This window comes from Acidovorax benzenivorans (assembly GCF_028680575.1).
Classification (GTDB): domain Bacteria; phylum Pseudomonadota; class Gammaproteobacteria; order Burkholderiales; family Burkholderiaceae_C; genus Acidovorax; species Acidovorax benzenivorans.
In genome coordinates this window covers 255,264-270,189 of record NZ_JAPCKI010000003.1, presented here as the reverse complement: position 1 = coordinate 270,189, position 14,926 = coordinate 255,264, and the positions used below count along the sequence as shown (strand labels likewise).

Sequence of the window (14,926 nt, the reverse complement as noted above, 5' to 3'; positions counted from 1 at the left end):
AGCGCGACGCGGATCAGGCCGCGAGGGCCGCGGCGGACTGCTTGCGTTTGCGGTATTGCTCCAGGAAGCGCGCAACGCGGCCGATGGCATCGCGCAGATCGTCTTCATGGGGCAGGAACACGATGCGGAAATGGTCCGGAGCAGGCCAGTTGAAACCCGTGCCCTGCACCAGCATGACCTTGGTTTCCTGCAGCAGTTCGAGGAAGAACTGCTGGTCGTCCTCGATGGGATACACCGCAGGGTCAAGACGCGGGAACATGTACAGCGCTGCTTGGGGCTTCACGCAGGTCACGCCCGGAATGGCCGTGATCAGTTCATAGGCCAGGTCACGCTGCTTGCGCAGGCGACCGCCTTCGCACACCAGTTCGTTGATGCTCTGGTAACCACCCAGCGCCGTCTGCACCGCCCACTGACCCGGCACATTGGCGCACAAGCGCATGTTCGAGAGCATGTTCAGACCCTCGATGTAATCCTTGGCGGGCTTCTTGTCGCCCGACACCACCAGCCAGCCAGCCCGGTAGCCGCAGGAGCGGTAGCTCTTGGACAGCGAGTTGAAGGTGAGTGTGAGCACATCCTCGCTCAGTGAGCCGATGGCCGTGTGCTTGGCACCGTCGTACAGCACCTTGTCGTACACCTCGTCCGCAAAGATCACCAGGCCGTGTTCGCGGGCAATGGCGACGATGCCCTTGAGCAGCTCGTCCGAATACAGCGCACCCGTGGGGTTGTTGGGGTTGATGACCACGATGCCTTTGGTGCGCGGCGTGATCTTGGCGCGGATGTCATCCAGGTCAGGCATCCAGCCATTGGCCTCATCGCACAGGTAATGCACCGGCGTGCCGCCCGACAGGCTGGCCGCAGCGGTCCAAAGCGGGTAGTCAGGCGAAGGCAGCAGCAACTCGTCGCCCGTGTCCAGCAGCGCATTCGTGGCCATCACGATCAGCTCGCTCGCACCATTGCCCAGGTAGATATCGTCCAGCGTCACGCCCTTGATGCCCTGCTTCTGCGTCTCGTGCATCACGGCCTTGCGGGCCGCAAAGATGCCCTTGCTGTCCGAGTAGCCCGCCGAGTTCGGCAGGTTGCGGATCATGTCCTGCTGGATCTCCTCGGGGGCGTCAAAGCCGAACACCGCCAGATTGCCGATATTGAGCTTGATGATCTTGTGCCCGTCCTCCTCCATCTGCTTGGCCGCGTCCATGATCGGGCCCCGGATGTCGTAGCAAACATTGGCGAGCTTGGCGGATTTTTGGACGGTTTTCATGCGCTGACAGTAGTGCGGTGGGGTCAGGAGGTAGCCGGAACCGGCGCCCTCAGGCGAAACCTATAATTTGACCACAGAACCGCAGCCCTCCCCTGGCGCCAAGCGCCGCTGCCGCACCCCGCAGCACCTACGGCCCACCATCTCCCGCCATGAAATTCCAGCCCGACCGCTCCAACGCACAGACCATCAGCGGCTACGGCCCCGGCTGGATCGGCATCGACGCCGACAAAATCACCCACAGCGTCATCATCGGCTCGGCGGGGCTGCGCCAGCCCTGGCCCTGCACCCGCTTCGAGGACCTGACCCCTGAGCATTTCGCCCAACTGGCCGAACTGGAAACCGAACTGGTCATTTTTGGCAGCGGACTGCGCAATCGCTTTCCACCGCCCGCGTGGCTGGCACCCCTGATCGCGCGACGACTCGGGCTGGAGACCATGGACACGCAGGCAGCCTGCCGCACATACAACATCCTGGCCAGCGAAGGGCGCAACGTGGTTGCTGCCCTGATTCTGGAAGTCTGAGCGCCAACCCATCGCCTACCCACAAGCCTAGCGTAGCGACCCACACGAACTACGACCTATGCACAGCCTTGCCAAAGTGCCCGCAGCCCCATGCAGGACACACTGTCTTACATTTGGCCGGGAACCGATTTCAGGGTAAAATCACGGGTTGCGGTCGGGGGCACCACCAAGAGCAATAACACACCCACTCCCCCGGCTTACCAACGACTACATCCTGAGAGATTGAAGTGATATGGCGATCGTTGTCAACAAACCCCTCCCTGAATTTGAAGCCAACGCGACCGGTGGACTCAAGGTCTCCAACACCTCTCACCTTGGCCAAATTCTGGTTCTCTACTTCTATCCCAAGGACAACACGCCGGGCTGCACCACGGAGGCCATGCAGTTTCGCGATAAGTACAAAGATTTCGTGAAGGCTGGCGCTGCCGTGTTCGGCGTATCGCGCGACAACATGAAGTCGCACGACGACTTCAAGGAAAAGCTGGAACTGCCTTTCGAGTTGATCGCCGACACCGAAGAGAAGATGTGCCACATGTTCGGCGTGGTCAAGAACAAGATCATGTACGGCAAGAAGGTCAAGGGCATTGAGCGCAGCACCTTCCTGATCGGCCCTGACGGCTTGCTGGTGCAAGAGTGGCGCGGCCTCAAGGTGCCAGGCCATGTGGACGAAGTCCTCAAGACCGTCAAATCCCTCAAGGCCCTGAAAAAAGCCGCCTGAGCTGACGACCTGATTGCACAAGGTTCGTTGTACCCACTGCAATCCACCCCGAGGCACTGGAGCATCCGCGCGACACACCGGCCGTTTTGCCCTGGCAAGACACACGGAGTGGGCATAATGGATCAATGCCCCTGGTTATTGCACCGTTAGCACCCACCCAAAAAGCCGCCTTGGCCTCCAGGCGGCTTTTTGCTTTCTGACACCCATCCGTTCCCTTTTACCGACCGAGGCCCTGCCACCATGCCCCTGCCCCCCGCCCCCAGCCGGCGCGCTGCACTCCTCGCGCCAGAAGCCTTTGAAGTCGCCGCCCGCCCCCGCGTAGCCACCACCTCGGCCAACGAAGCCGTAGCCACACCTCAGCGCACCGCCACAACCCCAACCCGCGCCGGACGCAAGGCAGACAGCGTGACCTCGTCGCTGGCAGCGCCCGGCGCAGCTCCATTGGCCCAGGTCGAGACCCGCGCCCGCACACCCGAACCCTCCGCCGCCCCAGTGGCCCGCAGCACCGGCACGCGCAAGGCGCGCAGCACCGGCACTCCTGTTGCCGTCACCGCCAGCGCCGCGCCAGCCACCGCGACCACCACACGCACCCGCAAATCCGCGTCGCAAGGCCCGACCAAGCTCTTTGTGCTGGATACCAACGTGCTGCTGCACGACCCGACCAGTCTGTTCCGATTTGAAGAACACGACATCTTCCTGCCGATGATCGTGCTGGAAGAACTCGACGGCCACAAGAAGGGCATGACCGAAGTGGCCCGCAACGGCCGCCAAGCCAGCCGCACGCTGGATGCACTGGCGGCAGCCCAGGGCGCCGACATGGCCAAGGGCCTCAAGCTCGACTCCACCGGCCAGCGCGCTGCGGGCGGACACCTGTTCTTCCAGACGGTGCCGCTGGATTACAGCCTGCCCACCAGCCTACCCCCAGGCAAGGCCGACAACCAGATCCTGGGTGTGGTCGAAGCCCTGCGCAAGCTGCATGCCCCGCGCGAAGTGGTGCTGGTGTCCAAGGACATCAACATGCGCGTCAAGGCGCGCGCCCTGGGCCTGAACGCCGAGGACTACCAGAACGACAAGACGCTGGAAGACGGCGACCTGCTCTATGCCGGTGTGCTCGCCCTGCCCCCCGACTTCTGGGCCAAGAGCGGCAAGAACGTGGAAAGCTGGCAGAGTGGCGCCCACACTTACTACCGCATCGGCGGCCCCATCGTGCCCCACCTGATGATCAATCAGTTTGTGTACTTTGAGGCCCCCGGCGAGCCCAGCCTGTTCGCGCGCGTGAGTGAAATCCGCGAGAAAACGGCAGTGCTGCAGACGCTCAAGGACTATGGCTCGGCCAAGAACGCCGTGTGGGGCGTGACCACCCGCAACCGCGAGCAGAACTACGCCATGAACCTGCTCATGGACCCCGAGATCGACTTCGTGACCTTGACCGGCACCGCCGGCACCGGCAAGACCCTGCTGGCCTTGGCCGCGGGCCTGACCCAGGTGCTGGACGACCGCCGCTACACCGAGATCATCATGACCCGCGCCACCGTGAGCGTGGGCGAGGACATCGGCTTCCTGCCGGGCACCGAAGAGGAAAAGATGGGCCCCTGGATGGGCGCGCTGGACGACAACCTGGAGTTTTTGGCCAAGGGCGATGGCGGCAATGCGGGCGAGTGGGGTCGTGCTGCGACCAACGAACTGATCCGCAGCCGCATCAAGATCAAGAGCATGAACTTCATGCGCGGGCGCACCTTCCTGAACAAGTACGTGATCATCGACGAGGCCCAGAACCTGACGCCCAAGCAGATGAAAACGCTGATCACCCGGGCGGGCCCAGGCACCAAGATCATCTGCATGGGCAACTTGGCGCAGATCGACACGCCCTACCTCACCGAGGGCTCGTCGGGCTTGACCTTTGCCGTGGACCGCTTCAAGGGCTGGCCACACAGCGGTCACATCACGCTGGCGCGCGGCGAGCGCTCGCGCCTGGCGGACTTCGCCAGCGAGGTGCTTTGAGTTGGCAGCGGGCTGGGTTGCAGCGCTGAAACTGGTGCCCTGGGGCGACGTCATCGAGGCGACACCCCAGATCCTGCAAGCGGCCAAGAAGCTACTGGGCACCACACAAAAAGGGAATGCCGAAGCCGCTGCTGGCGCACTTGAAGGCGCCGGTGGCGAGCCCGCCATTCCCGTGGCCTTGCAGCTGCAACACCTGCGCGAGCGGGTGGCAATGCTGGAGCAAGAGCAGCAGGAATCCGCCGTGCTGATCCAGTCGCTGGCCGAACAGAATGCCCAGGTAGTGCAGGCCGTGGAAGTGCTGCGCCGACGCCAGAGGCAGCTCACTGTGGCCGCAGGTGTGCTTGCAATGGTCTGCGTGGGATTGCTGGCGTGGGCGCTCCGACAGTAATTCAGCGCCGCCTAACACCACTCATTCCGAGTGATTACTCCTAATTTAATAGCTGCATGCGCCCATTCAATAAGCGCTAGCGGCTATTTTTATTAGAAATCGTCGCCCGAGCCCATCGCCAGGTTTTCGAAGCGCGTCTGGTTCTTCTGGAAGAACAGCTTCACGGTGCCCGTGGGGCCGTTACGCTGCTTGCCGATGATGACCTCGGCCACGTTGGGCTCCTTGGAGTCCTTGTTGTAGTAGTCGTCCCGGTAGATGAACATGATGATGTCCGCGTCCTGCTCGATGGCGCCCGATTCGCGCAGGTCGGACATCATGGGGCGCTTGTCGGTGCGCTGCTCCACCGAGCGGTTGAGCTGCGACAGCGCGATCACCGGGCACTGCAACTCCTTGGCCAGCATCTTGAGGCCCCGGGAGATTTCGCCCAGCTCGGTGGCACGGTTGTCGGAGCTGCCAGCCCCCGAGCCGCTCATGAGCTGCAGGTAATCCACCACGATCAGTCCGAGTTTGCCGCATTGGCGCGCGAGGCGCCGGGCGTTCGCGCGCAGCTCGCCCGGCGTCAGGCCCGGCGTCTCGTCGATGTGCAGCGACACGGTGCGCAGCTTTTCGATCGCCTCGGTCAGGCGAGGCCACTCGTCGTCAGTCAGCTTGCCTGTGCGCAGGTTGCCCTGGTTCACGCGGCCGATGGAGCCCACGATACGCACCGCCAGCTGGGCGGCGCCCATTTCCATCGAGAAGATGGCGACCGGCAGGCCTTCGTTGAGCGCCACGTGCTCGGCGATGTTCACCGCGAACGAGGTCTTGCCCATGGACGGGCGCGCCGCCAGCACCACCATGTCGCCCGCCTGCAGGCCCGAGGTCATGCGGTCCAGGTCGGCAAAGCCGGTGGGAACGCCGGTCACGTCCACCGGGTTGTCCGCCATCTCCTGCACCCGGTCGAGCAGGTCGATCACCAGGGTGTCGAGCGACTGGAAGCCCTGCTTGGTGCGGGAACCCTCTTCCCCGATCGCAAAGATCTTGGCCTCGGCCTCGTCCAGGATGCGCTCGACCGTCTTGCCTTGTGGGTTGAACGCATTGGTGGAGATTTCGTCGCTGGCCGTGACCAGCTTGCGCAGGATGGCTCGCTCGCGCACGATTTCCGCATAGCGCCGGATGTTGCTGGCGCTGGGTACGTACTGGGCCAGGTTGTTCAGGTAGGCCAGCCCACCCATTTCCTGCGCCTTGCCCTGGTTCTGCAGGTGCTCGAAGACGGTGATGACGTCGGCCGGCTTGCTGGCATTGATCAGCGCACCGATGGCCGAATACACCATCTGGTGCTCGTGCCGGTAGAAGTGGCTCTCCACCAGCAGGTCACCCACGCGATCCCAGGCGTTGTTGTCCAGCAGCAGGCCACCCAGCACACTGGACTCCGCCTCGATGGAGTGTGGCGGCACGCGCAACTGGGCGATTTCGCGGTCGGGAGAGGGCGCGAAGCCTTGGTCATCCAACGGGGGAAAGACAGCAGACATGGTTTTCTCCGGACAGAGCCTGACGAAATACATTCCCGGCACTTGCCTTGCCACATCAGAGCAATGGCCGGGGGACAAGCCTGTGGGTAATCCGTGGATTACCGGTGGGCAATCATGTACAAATAGCGCGAACCAAAAGACAAAAGCCGCCCGAGGGCGGCTTCTGGTGAAACACCGAGGTGAATCAGGCGGTTTCGCCGTAGACCGACACGGTCACTTCCACCACCACATCGGTGTGCAGAGCAACGTTCACGGTGCTTTCGCTCACGACCTTGATAGGGCCGTTGGGCAGGCGAATCTGGGCCTTAGCGACCTTGTAGCCTTGCTTGTTCAGCTCTTCGGCGATGTCGTGGTTGGTCACGGAACCAAACAGACGGCCGTCCACGCCAGCCTTTTGCGTCAGCTTGACGGTGGTACCGGCCAGCTTTTCGCCTTGGGCTTGGGCTTCTGCCAGCTTGGCAGCTGCGGCCTTTTCGAGTTCGGCGCGCTTGGCTTCGAACTCTGCCTTGGCAGCTTCGGTGGCGCGACGGGCGCGACCAGCGGGGATCAGGAAGTTGCGGGCGTAGCCGTCTTTGACCTTGACGATTTCACCGAGGTTGCCGAGGTTCACAACCTTGTCGAGCAGGATGATTTGCATGGGTTGTGCTCCTTAGATCTTGTGCTGGTCGCTGTAAGGCACCAGGGCCAGGAAGCGCGCACGCTTGATGGCGGTGTTCAGCTGACGCTGGAAGATGGCGCGCGTGCCGGTCAGGCGTGCGGGAATGATCTTGCCGTTTTCGGCGATGAAGTCGCGCAGCGTGTCGACATCCTTGTAGTCGATTTCTTCAACACCGGTCACCGTGAAGCGGCAAAAGCGCTTGCGCTTGAACAGCAGGGACTGGGTGTTGCGCTTTGGGCGCTTGTCTTTGTTGAACTTCTTGAACGTGGCCATTGCGGACCCCTTGAAAATTAATTTTGTTGAATATCCTGGATGTGCAGCACTGCGGTCTTGCCATTGCGTGGGTTGGCCAGAAATCCATGGAAAGTCCAGAGACTTCCGATGTTCTGCCTTGCCAGGCGTTCAGCCATCGCACCAAACGCGATGGCTTTCATGGCGGCCTTGACTTCGCGGGGGTGGCCTGCCTCGGTTTGCTGGGACTCGTGTTCGAGGCGCAGCGTGAGGGCTGGCAATCCGGCGGGCGTGTAGCGCAGGGGTTCAGCCTCTGCGATACAAGCGGTCAAGACTACGCGGTTCTCCACTCCAACGGGCTGGATCAGCGCTCGGCGCGATCTGGGCGCTCGCCACGCTCACCGCCAGCAGCTGCGTATTCAGCTTGGCTGGCCTTGCGGGCTTCTTCACGCTCGACGGTCTTCATCATGGAAGATGGGCCCGTGTCGGCCTTCTTCTTCTGAACCGTCAGGTGGCGCAGCACGGCGTCGTTGAACTTGAAGGCGTGCTCCAGTTCAGCCATCACAGCCTGGTCGGCTTCGATGTTCACGCACAGGTAGTGGGCCTTGGCCAGCTTGTTGATCAGGTACGCCAGTTGACGACGACCCCAGTCTTCCACGCGGTGCACCTTGCCACCGCCAGCGGTGATCATGCCCTTGTAGCGCTCCAGCATCGCTGGAACTTGTTCGCTTTGATCCGGATGGATCAACAAAATGATTTCGTAATGACGCATGCAGACTCCTTTTGGGTGAGACCACCCACCGCGTCTAGAAGTGGTGTGGCAAGGGAAAGCCTGCGATTATAGCCCGGCCGCTTGCGCTTGTACACTCAAGGCACTCCCAACCGCATCCGCCACGCCCAATTGCCTCGCCCAGCGGAGGTCCGGCCCTTGCAAAAACGGCGGTTGGGCCGACATGCGTTACAACAAAGCGCGCCATACAGGGGCCTTCACAATGGCATATCCCTGGCGCAGACCTTGATATAGCCCGGCAAGCCCCCAGATGCCGCGCGTACCGCTTTTTTTCACCTCTTCAGATCCTGACATGTCAGACCACAGCCAAACCAACCCCGCCCCGAGCGCCCCCGCCCCAGAAGAAGTCGAAGCCGCCATGGCCGCCCACGCCTCCGATGAGCTGGCCCGCCTGCAAGGCGAGCTGGTCGAGCTGAAGGCCAAGAGCGCCGATCTGGCCGACCAGTTCCTGCGCGCCAAGGCCGAGGCGGAAAACGCCCGCCGCCGCGCCGAAGACGAAGTGTCCAAGGCCCGCAAGTTCGGCATCGAGAGTTTTGCCGAAAGCCTGCTGCCCGTGGCCGACAGCCTGGATGCCGCCCTGGCCATCAAGGAAGCCACGCCCCAGCAACTGCGCGAAGGCGCTGACGCCACCCTACGGCAGCTGACATCTGCGCTGGAGCGCAACAAGGTGGTGGCCATCAACCCCGCCGCAGGTGCCAAGTTCGACCCCCACCAGCACCAGGCCATCAGCGTGGTGCCTGCCGAGCAAGAAGCCAACACGGTGGTGGCTGTGCTGCAAAAGGGCTACGTGATCGCGGAACGCGTGTTGCGCCCGGCCCTGGTCACCGTGACGGCGCCCAAGTAAGCCTCAAAAAAATCGACCCGGAAGACTTGAACCAAACCAAGTTATCCACAAGTTACTAGCCATCCAAACCATTCAAGCATTCGGAGAAAAATCATGGGAAGAATCATCGGCATTGACCTGGGCACCACCAACAGCTGCGTTTCCATCATGGAGGGCAACACGACCCGCGTGATCGAAAACAGCGAAGGTGCGCGCACCACGCCTTCCATCGTGGCCTACCAGGAAGACGGCGAGATCCTCGTCGGCGCCTCGGCCAAGCGCCAGGCCGTGACCAACCCCAAGAACACGCTGTATGCCGTCAAGCGCCTGATCGGCCGCAAGTTCACCGAAAAAGAAGTGCAAAAGGACATCGACCTGATGCCCTACAAGATCGTGGCCGCCGACAACGGCGACGCTTGGATCGAAGTGCGCGGCAACAAGCTGTCGGCCCAGCAGGTGTCTGCCGACATCCTGCGCAAGATGAAGAAGACGGCCGAAGACTACCTGGGCGAAGCCGTGACGGAAGCCGTCATCACAGTGCCCGCTTACTTCAACGACGCCCAGCGCCAAGCCACCAAGGACGCTGGCCGCATTGCAGGCCTCGATGTCAAGCGCATCATCAACGAGCCCACCGCTGCAGCCCTGGCCTTCGGCCTGGACAAGCAAGAAAAGGGCGACCGCAAGATTGCTGTGTATGACCTGGGTGGCGGCACGTTCGACGTGTCCATCATCGAAATCGCCGATGTGGACGGCGAAAAGCAGTTTGAAGTGCTGTCGACCAACGGCGACACTTTCCTGGGCGGTGAAGACTTCGACCAGCGCATCATCGACTTCATCATTGACGAGTTCAAGAAGGAATCGGGCGTCAACCTCAAGAATGACGTTCTGGCCCTGCAGCGCCTGAAGGAAGCCGCTGAAAAGGCCAAGATCGAACTGTCGAACTCGGCCTCGACGGACATCAACCTGCCCTATATCACGGCAGACGCCTCGGGCCCCAAGCACCTGAACATCAAGCTGACCCGCGCCAAGCTGGAGCAGCTGGTGGAAGAGCTGATCGAGCGCACCATCGCTCCTTGCCGCATGGCGATCAAGGACGCGGGCGTGTCGGTGTCCGACATCCACGACGTGATCCTGGTCGGCGGCATGACGCGCATGCCCAAGGTGCAGGAGAAGGTCAAGGAATTCTTCGGCAAGGACCCCCGCAAGGATGTGAACCCTGACGAAGCCGTGGCCGTGGGCGCCGCCATCCAGGGCCAGGTGCTGTCGGGTGACCGCAAGGACGTGCTGCTGCTGGACGTGACGCCCCTGTCGCTGGGCATTGAGACGCTGGGCGGCGTGATGACCAAGATGATCACGAAGAACACGACCATCCCGACGAAGTTCGCACAGACCTTCTCGACGGCCGACGACAACCAGCCTGCAGTGACCATCAAGGTCTTCCAGGGCGAGCGCGAAATGGCCACCGGCAACAAGCTGCTGGGCGAGTTCAACCTGGAAGGCATTCCACCCGCATCGCGCGGCGTGCCACAGATTGAGGTGTCGTTCGACATCGACGCCAACGGCATCTTGCATGTGGGCGCCAAGGACAAGGGCACCGGCAAGGAAAACAAGATCACCATCAAGGCCAACTCGGGCCTGTCGGAAGAAGAAATCCAGCAGATGGTGAAGGACGCCGAGCTGAACGCTGCGGACGACAAGAAGAAGCTGGAACTGGTGCAAGCCCGCAACCAGGGTGAAGCCGCCGTGCACAGCGTGAACAAGAGCCTGACCGAACACGGCGACAAGCTTGACGCGGGCGAGAAGGACGCGATCACCGCTGCCGTGAAGGCGCTGGAAGAAGCCTTGAAGGGCGAAGACAAGGCCGCGATTGACGAAAAGACCACGGCACTGATGGCCGCAAGCCAGAAGCTGGGCGAAAAGATGTACGCCGAGTCCCAGGCAGCACAAGCTGCTCAGGCAGCCGGTGGTGCAGATGCCGCAGGCGCATCGGCCGGTGGTGCATCCAGCAAGCCCGCAGACGACGACAACGTCGTCGATGCCGAGGTGAAGGAAGTCAAGAAGGGCTGAGCGAGCCCCCGTTGACCCGAGCCGCCGCGCAATGCTCGTAATGGGCTGCGCGGCGTTCCTGTTCCAACTGGGTTCCGAATCACTATGTCCAAACGAGACTTTTACGAAATCCTGGGCGTTCCGAAAAACGCCTCGGATGAAGAAATCAAGAAGGCCTATCGCAAGCTGGCGATGAAGCACCATCCTGACCGCAATCAGGGGGATGCAGCCAAGCCTGCCGAAGAGAAGTTCAAGGAGGCCAAAGAGGCCTACGAGATGCTCTCCGACCCGCAAAAGCGGGCCGCGTACGACCAGTACGGCCACGCCGGGGTAGACCCCAACATGCGCGGCCCTGGCGGCGCAGGTGCAGAAGGATTTGGCGGTTTTGCCGAGGCTTTCGGCGACATCTTTGGCGACATGTTCGGCCAGCAAGGCGGGCGCGGGCGCGGAGCCGGTGGCCGCCAGGTCTACCGGGGCAGCGACCTCAGCTACGCCATGGAGATCACGCTCGAAGAAGCAGCTCGCGGCAAAGACGCGCAGATCCGCATCCCGTCGTGGGACACCTGCGACACCTGCCATGGCAGTGGCGCCAAGCCCGGCACCAGCGCCAAGACCTGCGGCACCTGCCAGGGTGCGGGCACGGTGCAGATGCGCCAGGGCTTCTTCAGCGTGCAGCAGACCTGCCCGCATTGCCGCGGCACGGGCAAGATCATTCCCGAGCCTTGCACCACCTGCCATGGCCAGGGCAAGCTCAAGAAGCAAAAGACGCTGGAAGTGAAGATTCCTGCGGGCATCGACGACGGCATGCGCATCCGCAGCACCGGCAACGGCGAACCGGGCACCAACGGCGGCCCGCCGGGCGACCTGTACATCGAAATCCGCTTGAAGAAACACGACATCTTCGAGCGCGACGGCGATGACCTGCACTGCCAGGTGCCGGTGAGCTTCATCACGGCAGCCCTGGGGGGCGAGATCGAGGTGCCCACGCTCGCAGGCAAGGCCGCCATCGACATCCCCGAAGGCACCCAGGCCGGCAAGCAGTTCCGCCTGCGCGGCAAGGGCATCAAGGGCGTGCGCGCCAGCTACCCCGGCGACCTGTACTGCCACATCGCGGTCGAGACACCGGTGAAGCTGACCGAGCACCAGCGCAAGCTGCTGCGTGAGCTGGAGGATTCGCTCAAGAAGGGCGGCGCCCGCCACTCGCCCAGCGGCGAGAGCTGGACGGACCGGTTGAAGAATTTCTTCAGCTGACCACGCACTGGCATCCCACCGAAAACCGCCTGTGGCCTTTGGGCCCCGGCGGTTTTTTCTTGATGCAAGGCAAGAAACTCCCTGGCGACATCCACTGGCGCCATCGGCAAAGTAGGATGGGCCCTATCGATGATCACCCGGGAGCTTGGGCCTATGAACGTCAACATCACCTTCCTGGGCGGCTCCGGCACCGTTACCGGTTCCAAGTACCTGGTGCGCTACAACGGCAAAAGCATGCTGGTCGATTGCGGCCTGTTCCAGGGCTACAAGCAACTGCGCCTGCGCAACTGGCAGCCCCTGCCTGTCACGCCCCACCAGATCGACGCCGTGGTGCTGACCCACGCGCACCTGGACCACAGCGGCTACCTGCCCCTGCTGGCACGCGACGGCTACACCCATGCCATCCACTGCACGCCGGGCACGCGCGACCTGTGCACCATCCTGCTGCCCGACAGCGGGCACCTGCAAGAAGAGGACGCGGCCTTCCTCAACCGCCACCAACTCAGCAGCCACAGCCCCGCCCTGCCCCTGTACACCCGGCTGGACGCGCTGCACTGCCTCAAGCAGTTCCAGATCCATGCATTCGGCAAGGCGTTTGAGCCCCTGCCCGGCTGGCGCGTGACGTTTTCACCCGCTGGCCACATCCTGGGCGCGGCCAGCGTGCTGCTGGAAGTGGGGGGACGGCGCATTCTTTTCTCGGGCGACCTGGGCCGGCCCGATGACCTGCTCATGAACCCGCCCGATGCGCCGCCCCAGGCCGACACCGTGCTCATCGAATCCACCTACGGCGACCGCGAGCACCCGCGCGAAAGCCTGCTCGAAGAGCTGGGCCCAGCCCTCCAGCGGCTGGCTGCGCGCGGCGGCATTGCCGTGGTGCCCGTATTTGCCGTAGGGCGCGCTCAGGTGGTGCTGCACGCCATTGGCCTGCTCAAGGCGCAGGGTGTGGTGCCTGCGTCGCTCAAGGTGTTTCTGGACAGCCCCATGGCCGTCAGCACCACCGGGCTGTTCCAGCACCACATGCAGGAACACCGCCTGAGCGGCCGTGAGGTGCAGGCGCTGGAGCATGGCGCCACCATGGTCCAGACGCCCGAACAATCCAAGGGGCTGGCCAAGCTGCACGGCCCCATGGTCATTCTGTCGGCCAGCGGCATGGCCACGGGCGGGCGCGTGCTGCACCACTTGGCGCTGCACGCGGGCGACCACCGCAACATGATCATCCTGACCGGTCACCAGGCCCCGGGTACCCGCGGCGCGCGCCTGGCAGAGGGAGAAAAGACCATCCGCATCCACGGCCAGGATGTGGCCGTGCGCGCCGAGGTGGTGAAGTTGTCCTCCGCGTCGGCCCACGCCGACGGCAACCAGCTCATCGCCTGGCTGCGCAGCATGGGGCACGCGCCGGACCAAGTGTATGTGGTGCATGGCGAAATGGGCGCCTCGGACCTGCTGCGCCAGCGCATTGAGCACGAGCTGCGCTGGCGAGCGGCAGTGCCGGAACATGGCAGCACACTGGTGGCGTAGGCTCAAGTCACCCGACGCATCAAAAAGAGGAGCTGCTTGCGCCCGCATTCATTAGCTTTCAGAACAATAAGTACCTGAAACCTATTGAGATAAAGCGCTAGCCGCTCACTTTTTTCAATCAACAGCCCCCTTGCACGATGAATGCCATCGCGTTCAGCGATGACAAACCTAAAAAAATGGGTGGAAAATACTTAGTCTTCTCAGAACAAGAAGACTAAGCCCCCATGAAAAGCTCCGAGCGCAGTTTTGCGCGCCGTATCGACCTGACCTCGCTGCAATTGTTTGTGGCGGTGTGCGAACTCGGCAGCATCGGCCGCGCGGCCGAGCGCGAATTCATCGCTGCATCGGCCGTCAGCAAGCGCCTGTCGGACCTGGAAACGGCCGTGGACACCGCCCTGCTCTACCGCCACAGCCGGGGCGTCACGCTCACACCCGCAGGCGAGAGCCTGCTGCACCACGCCCGCACCGTGCTGTTTGGTCTGGAGCGCATGCAGGGCGAGCTCAGCGAATACGCCGACGGCGTGCGCGGCCATGTGCGCATGCACGCCAACATCTCGGCCATCTTCCAGTTTCTGCCCGAAGACCTGGGCGCCTTTGCGCGCGAGCACAGCCAGATCAAGATCGACCTGCAGGAGCACCTCTCCAGCGATGTGCTGCACGCCGTGCAGGAAGGAGCCGCCGACCTGGGCATCTGCAACATCGGCATGGCGAACGGCGGGGGAACCCTGGAGCTGCAAAGCCGCCCCTACCGCGCCGACAATTTGGTGCTGGTTGTGCCCCGAGCGCACGATTTATCTGCGCTCGATGCTATCAATTTTGAAGAAGTCCTGGACTGGGACATTGTGGGCCTGCACGCCAACAGCAGCATCAGCCTGGCCATGCGCGCAGCCGCTGCCGCCGCCGGGCGCCCCCTGCGCCAGCGCATCCAGGTGACGGGGCTGGACGCCATGTGCCGCATGATCGACAACGGCCTGGGCGTGGGCCTGCTGCCCGACCGGGCGTTTGCGCTGATGCGCGGTGTGGGCAACCTGCAAGCCATCCCGCTGACCGATGCCTGGGCCCACCGCGAACTGCGGGTGGTGGCCCGCGACTTTGACGCCCTGCCCGTCACGGCGCGTTTGCTGGTGGAACACCTCTCACCACGGCCGGAGCCGCCCTCGGCGCAACCAGCCCCCGACACTAAAATCCAATCACCCACCTGAAAGCAGAAAGAAA

The 14,926-nt window shown here is 62.9% G+C and carries 15 protein-coding genes; 9 read left to right on the top strand and 6 right to left on the bottom strand.

Annotated elements, in window-relative coordinates; all coding sequences use genetic code 11:
• Positions 1-13: 13 nt before the first annotated feature.
• Complete coding sequence (locus tag OIN59_RS07110; protein ID WP_274108617.1) at positions 14-1,258, bottom strand: pyridoxal phosphate-dependent aminotransferase; 1,245 nt, start codon at positions 1,256-1,258, stop codon at positions 14-16.
• 149 nt (positions 1,259-1,407) lie between these two features.
• Between OIN59_RS07110 and OIN59_RS07105 the strand changes: the two genes are divergently transcribed.
• From OIN59_RS07105 to OIN59_RS07090, 4 genes are all read left to right on the top strand, one after another.
• A complete protein-coding gene (locus OIN59_RS07105; protein WP_274108615.1) occupies positions 1,408-1,779 on the top strand; it encodes an Mth938-like domain-containing protein in 372 nt (123 codons plus the stop codon).
• Between the two features lie 232 nt (positions 1,780-2,011).
• Complete coding sequence (locus tag OIN59_RS07100; RefSeq protein ID WP_274108613.1) at positions 2,012-2,497, top strand: peroxiredoxin; 486 nt, start codon at positions 2,012-2,014, stop codon at positions 2,495-2,497.
• 240 nt (positions 2,498-2,737) lie between these two features.
• On the top strand, positions 2,738-4,498 hold the full coding sequence (locus OIN59_RS07095) for a PhoH family protein (RefSeq protein ID WP_274108611.1): 1,761 nt from the start codon (positions 2,738-2,740) through the stop codon (positions 4,496-4,498).
• 1 nt (position 4,499) lies between these two features.
• A complete protein-coding gene (locus OIN59_RS07090; RefSeq protein ID WP_274108609.1) occupies positions 4,500-4,886 on the top strand; it encodes a hypothetical protein in 387 nt (128 codons plus the stop codon).
• Between the two features lie 92 nt (positions 4,887-4,978).
• On the opposite strand, the gene dnaB is transcribed toward OIN59_RS07090, so the two are convergent.
• The 5 genes from dnaB to rpsF all read right to left on the bottom strand — a co-directional run bounded on the left by dnaB (position 4,979) and on the right by rpsF (position 8,055).
• Positions 4,979-6,394: a replicative DNA helicase gene (dnaB, locus tag OIN59_RS07085; RefSeq protein ID WP_274108607.1), complete on the bottom strand. Its 1,416-nt coding sequence runs from the start codon at positions 6,392-6,394 to the stop codon at positions 4,979-4,981.
• 184 nt (positions 6,395-6,578) lie between these two features.
• On the bottom strand, positions 6,579-7,031 hold the full coding sequence (gene rplI, locus OIN59_RS07080; RefSeq protein ID WP_010463838.1) for a 50S ribosomal protein L9: 453 nt from the start codon (positions 7,029-7,031) through the stop codon (positions 6,579-6,581).
• 12 nt (positions 7,032-7,043) lie between these two features.
• Positions 7,044-7,325, bottom strand: a complete 282-nt coding sequence (gene rpsR / locus OIN59_RS07075) for a 30S ribosomal protein S18 (RefSeq protein WP_005795932.1) — start codon at positions 7,323-7,325, stop codon at positions 7,044-7,046.
• 17 nt (positions 7,326-7,342) lie between these two features.
• Positions 7,343-7,633 (bottom strand): primosomal replication protein N, encoded by a 291-nt coding sequence (gene priB, locus OIN59_RS07070; RefSeq protein WP_274108604.1) that lies wholly within the window; start codon positions 7,631-7,633, stop codon positions 7,343-7,345.
• A 14-nt stretch (positions 7,634-7,647) separates the two neighbouring features.
• On the bottom strand, positions 7,648-8,055 hold the full coding sequence (rpsF, locus tag OIN59_RS07065; RefSeq protein ID WP_055399389.1) for a 30S ribosomal protein S6: 408 nt from the start codon (positions 8,053-8,055) through the stop codon (positions 7,648-7,650).
• Positions 8,056-8,365: 310 nt separating this feature from the next.
• On the opposite strand from rpsF, the gene grpE reads away from it, so the two are divergent.
• From grpE to OIN59_RS07040, 5 genes are all read left to right on the top strand, one after another.
• Entirely contained in the window at positions 8,366-8,917 is a 552-nt protein-coding gene (gene grpE / locus OIN59_RS07060; protein WP_274108602.1) for a nucleotide exchange factor GrpE, read from the top strand.
• 93 nt (positions 8,918-9,010) lie between these two features.
• Positions 9,011-10,963 carry a molecular chaperone DnaK gene (gene dnaK, locus OIN59_RS07055; RefSeq protein ID WP_274108600.1) on the top strand — a complete coding sequence of 651 codons (1,953 nt, stop codon included), beginning with the start codon at positions 9,011-9,013 and terminating at the stop codon, positions 10,961-10,963.
• A gap of 84 nt (positions 10,964-11,047) precedes the next feature.
• Positions 11,048-12,193, top strand: a complete 1,146-nt coding sequence (gene dnaJ / locus OIN59_RS07050) for a molecular chaperone DnaJ (protein ID WP_108626873.1) — start codon at positions 11,048-11,050, stop codon at positions 12,191-12,193.
• A 153-nt stretch (positions 12,194-12,346) separates the two neighbouring features.
• A complete protein-coding gene (locus OIN59_RS07045; RefSeq protein WP_274108597.1) occupies positions 12,347-13,711 on the top strand; it encodes an MBL fold metallo-hydrolase in 1,365 nt (454 codons plus the stop codon).
• A 224-nt stretch (positions 13,712-13,935) separates the two neighbouring features.
• Complete coding sequence (locus OIN59_RS07040; protein WP_274108595.1) at positions 13,936-14,913, top strand: LysR family transcriptional regulator; 978 nt, start codon at positions 13,936-13,938, stop codon at positions 14,911-14,913.
• Positions 14,914-14,926 lie beyond the last annotated feature (13 nt).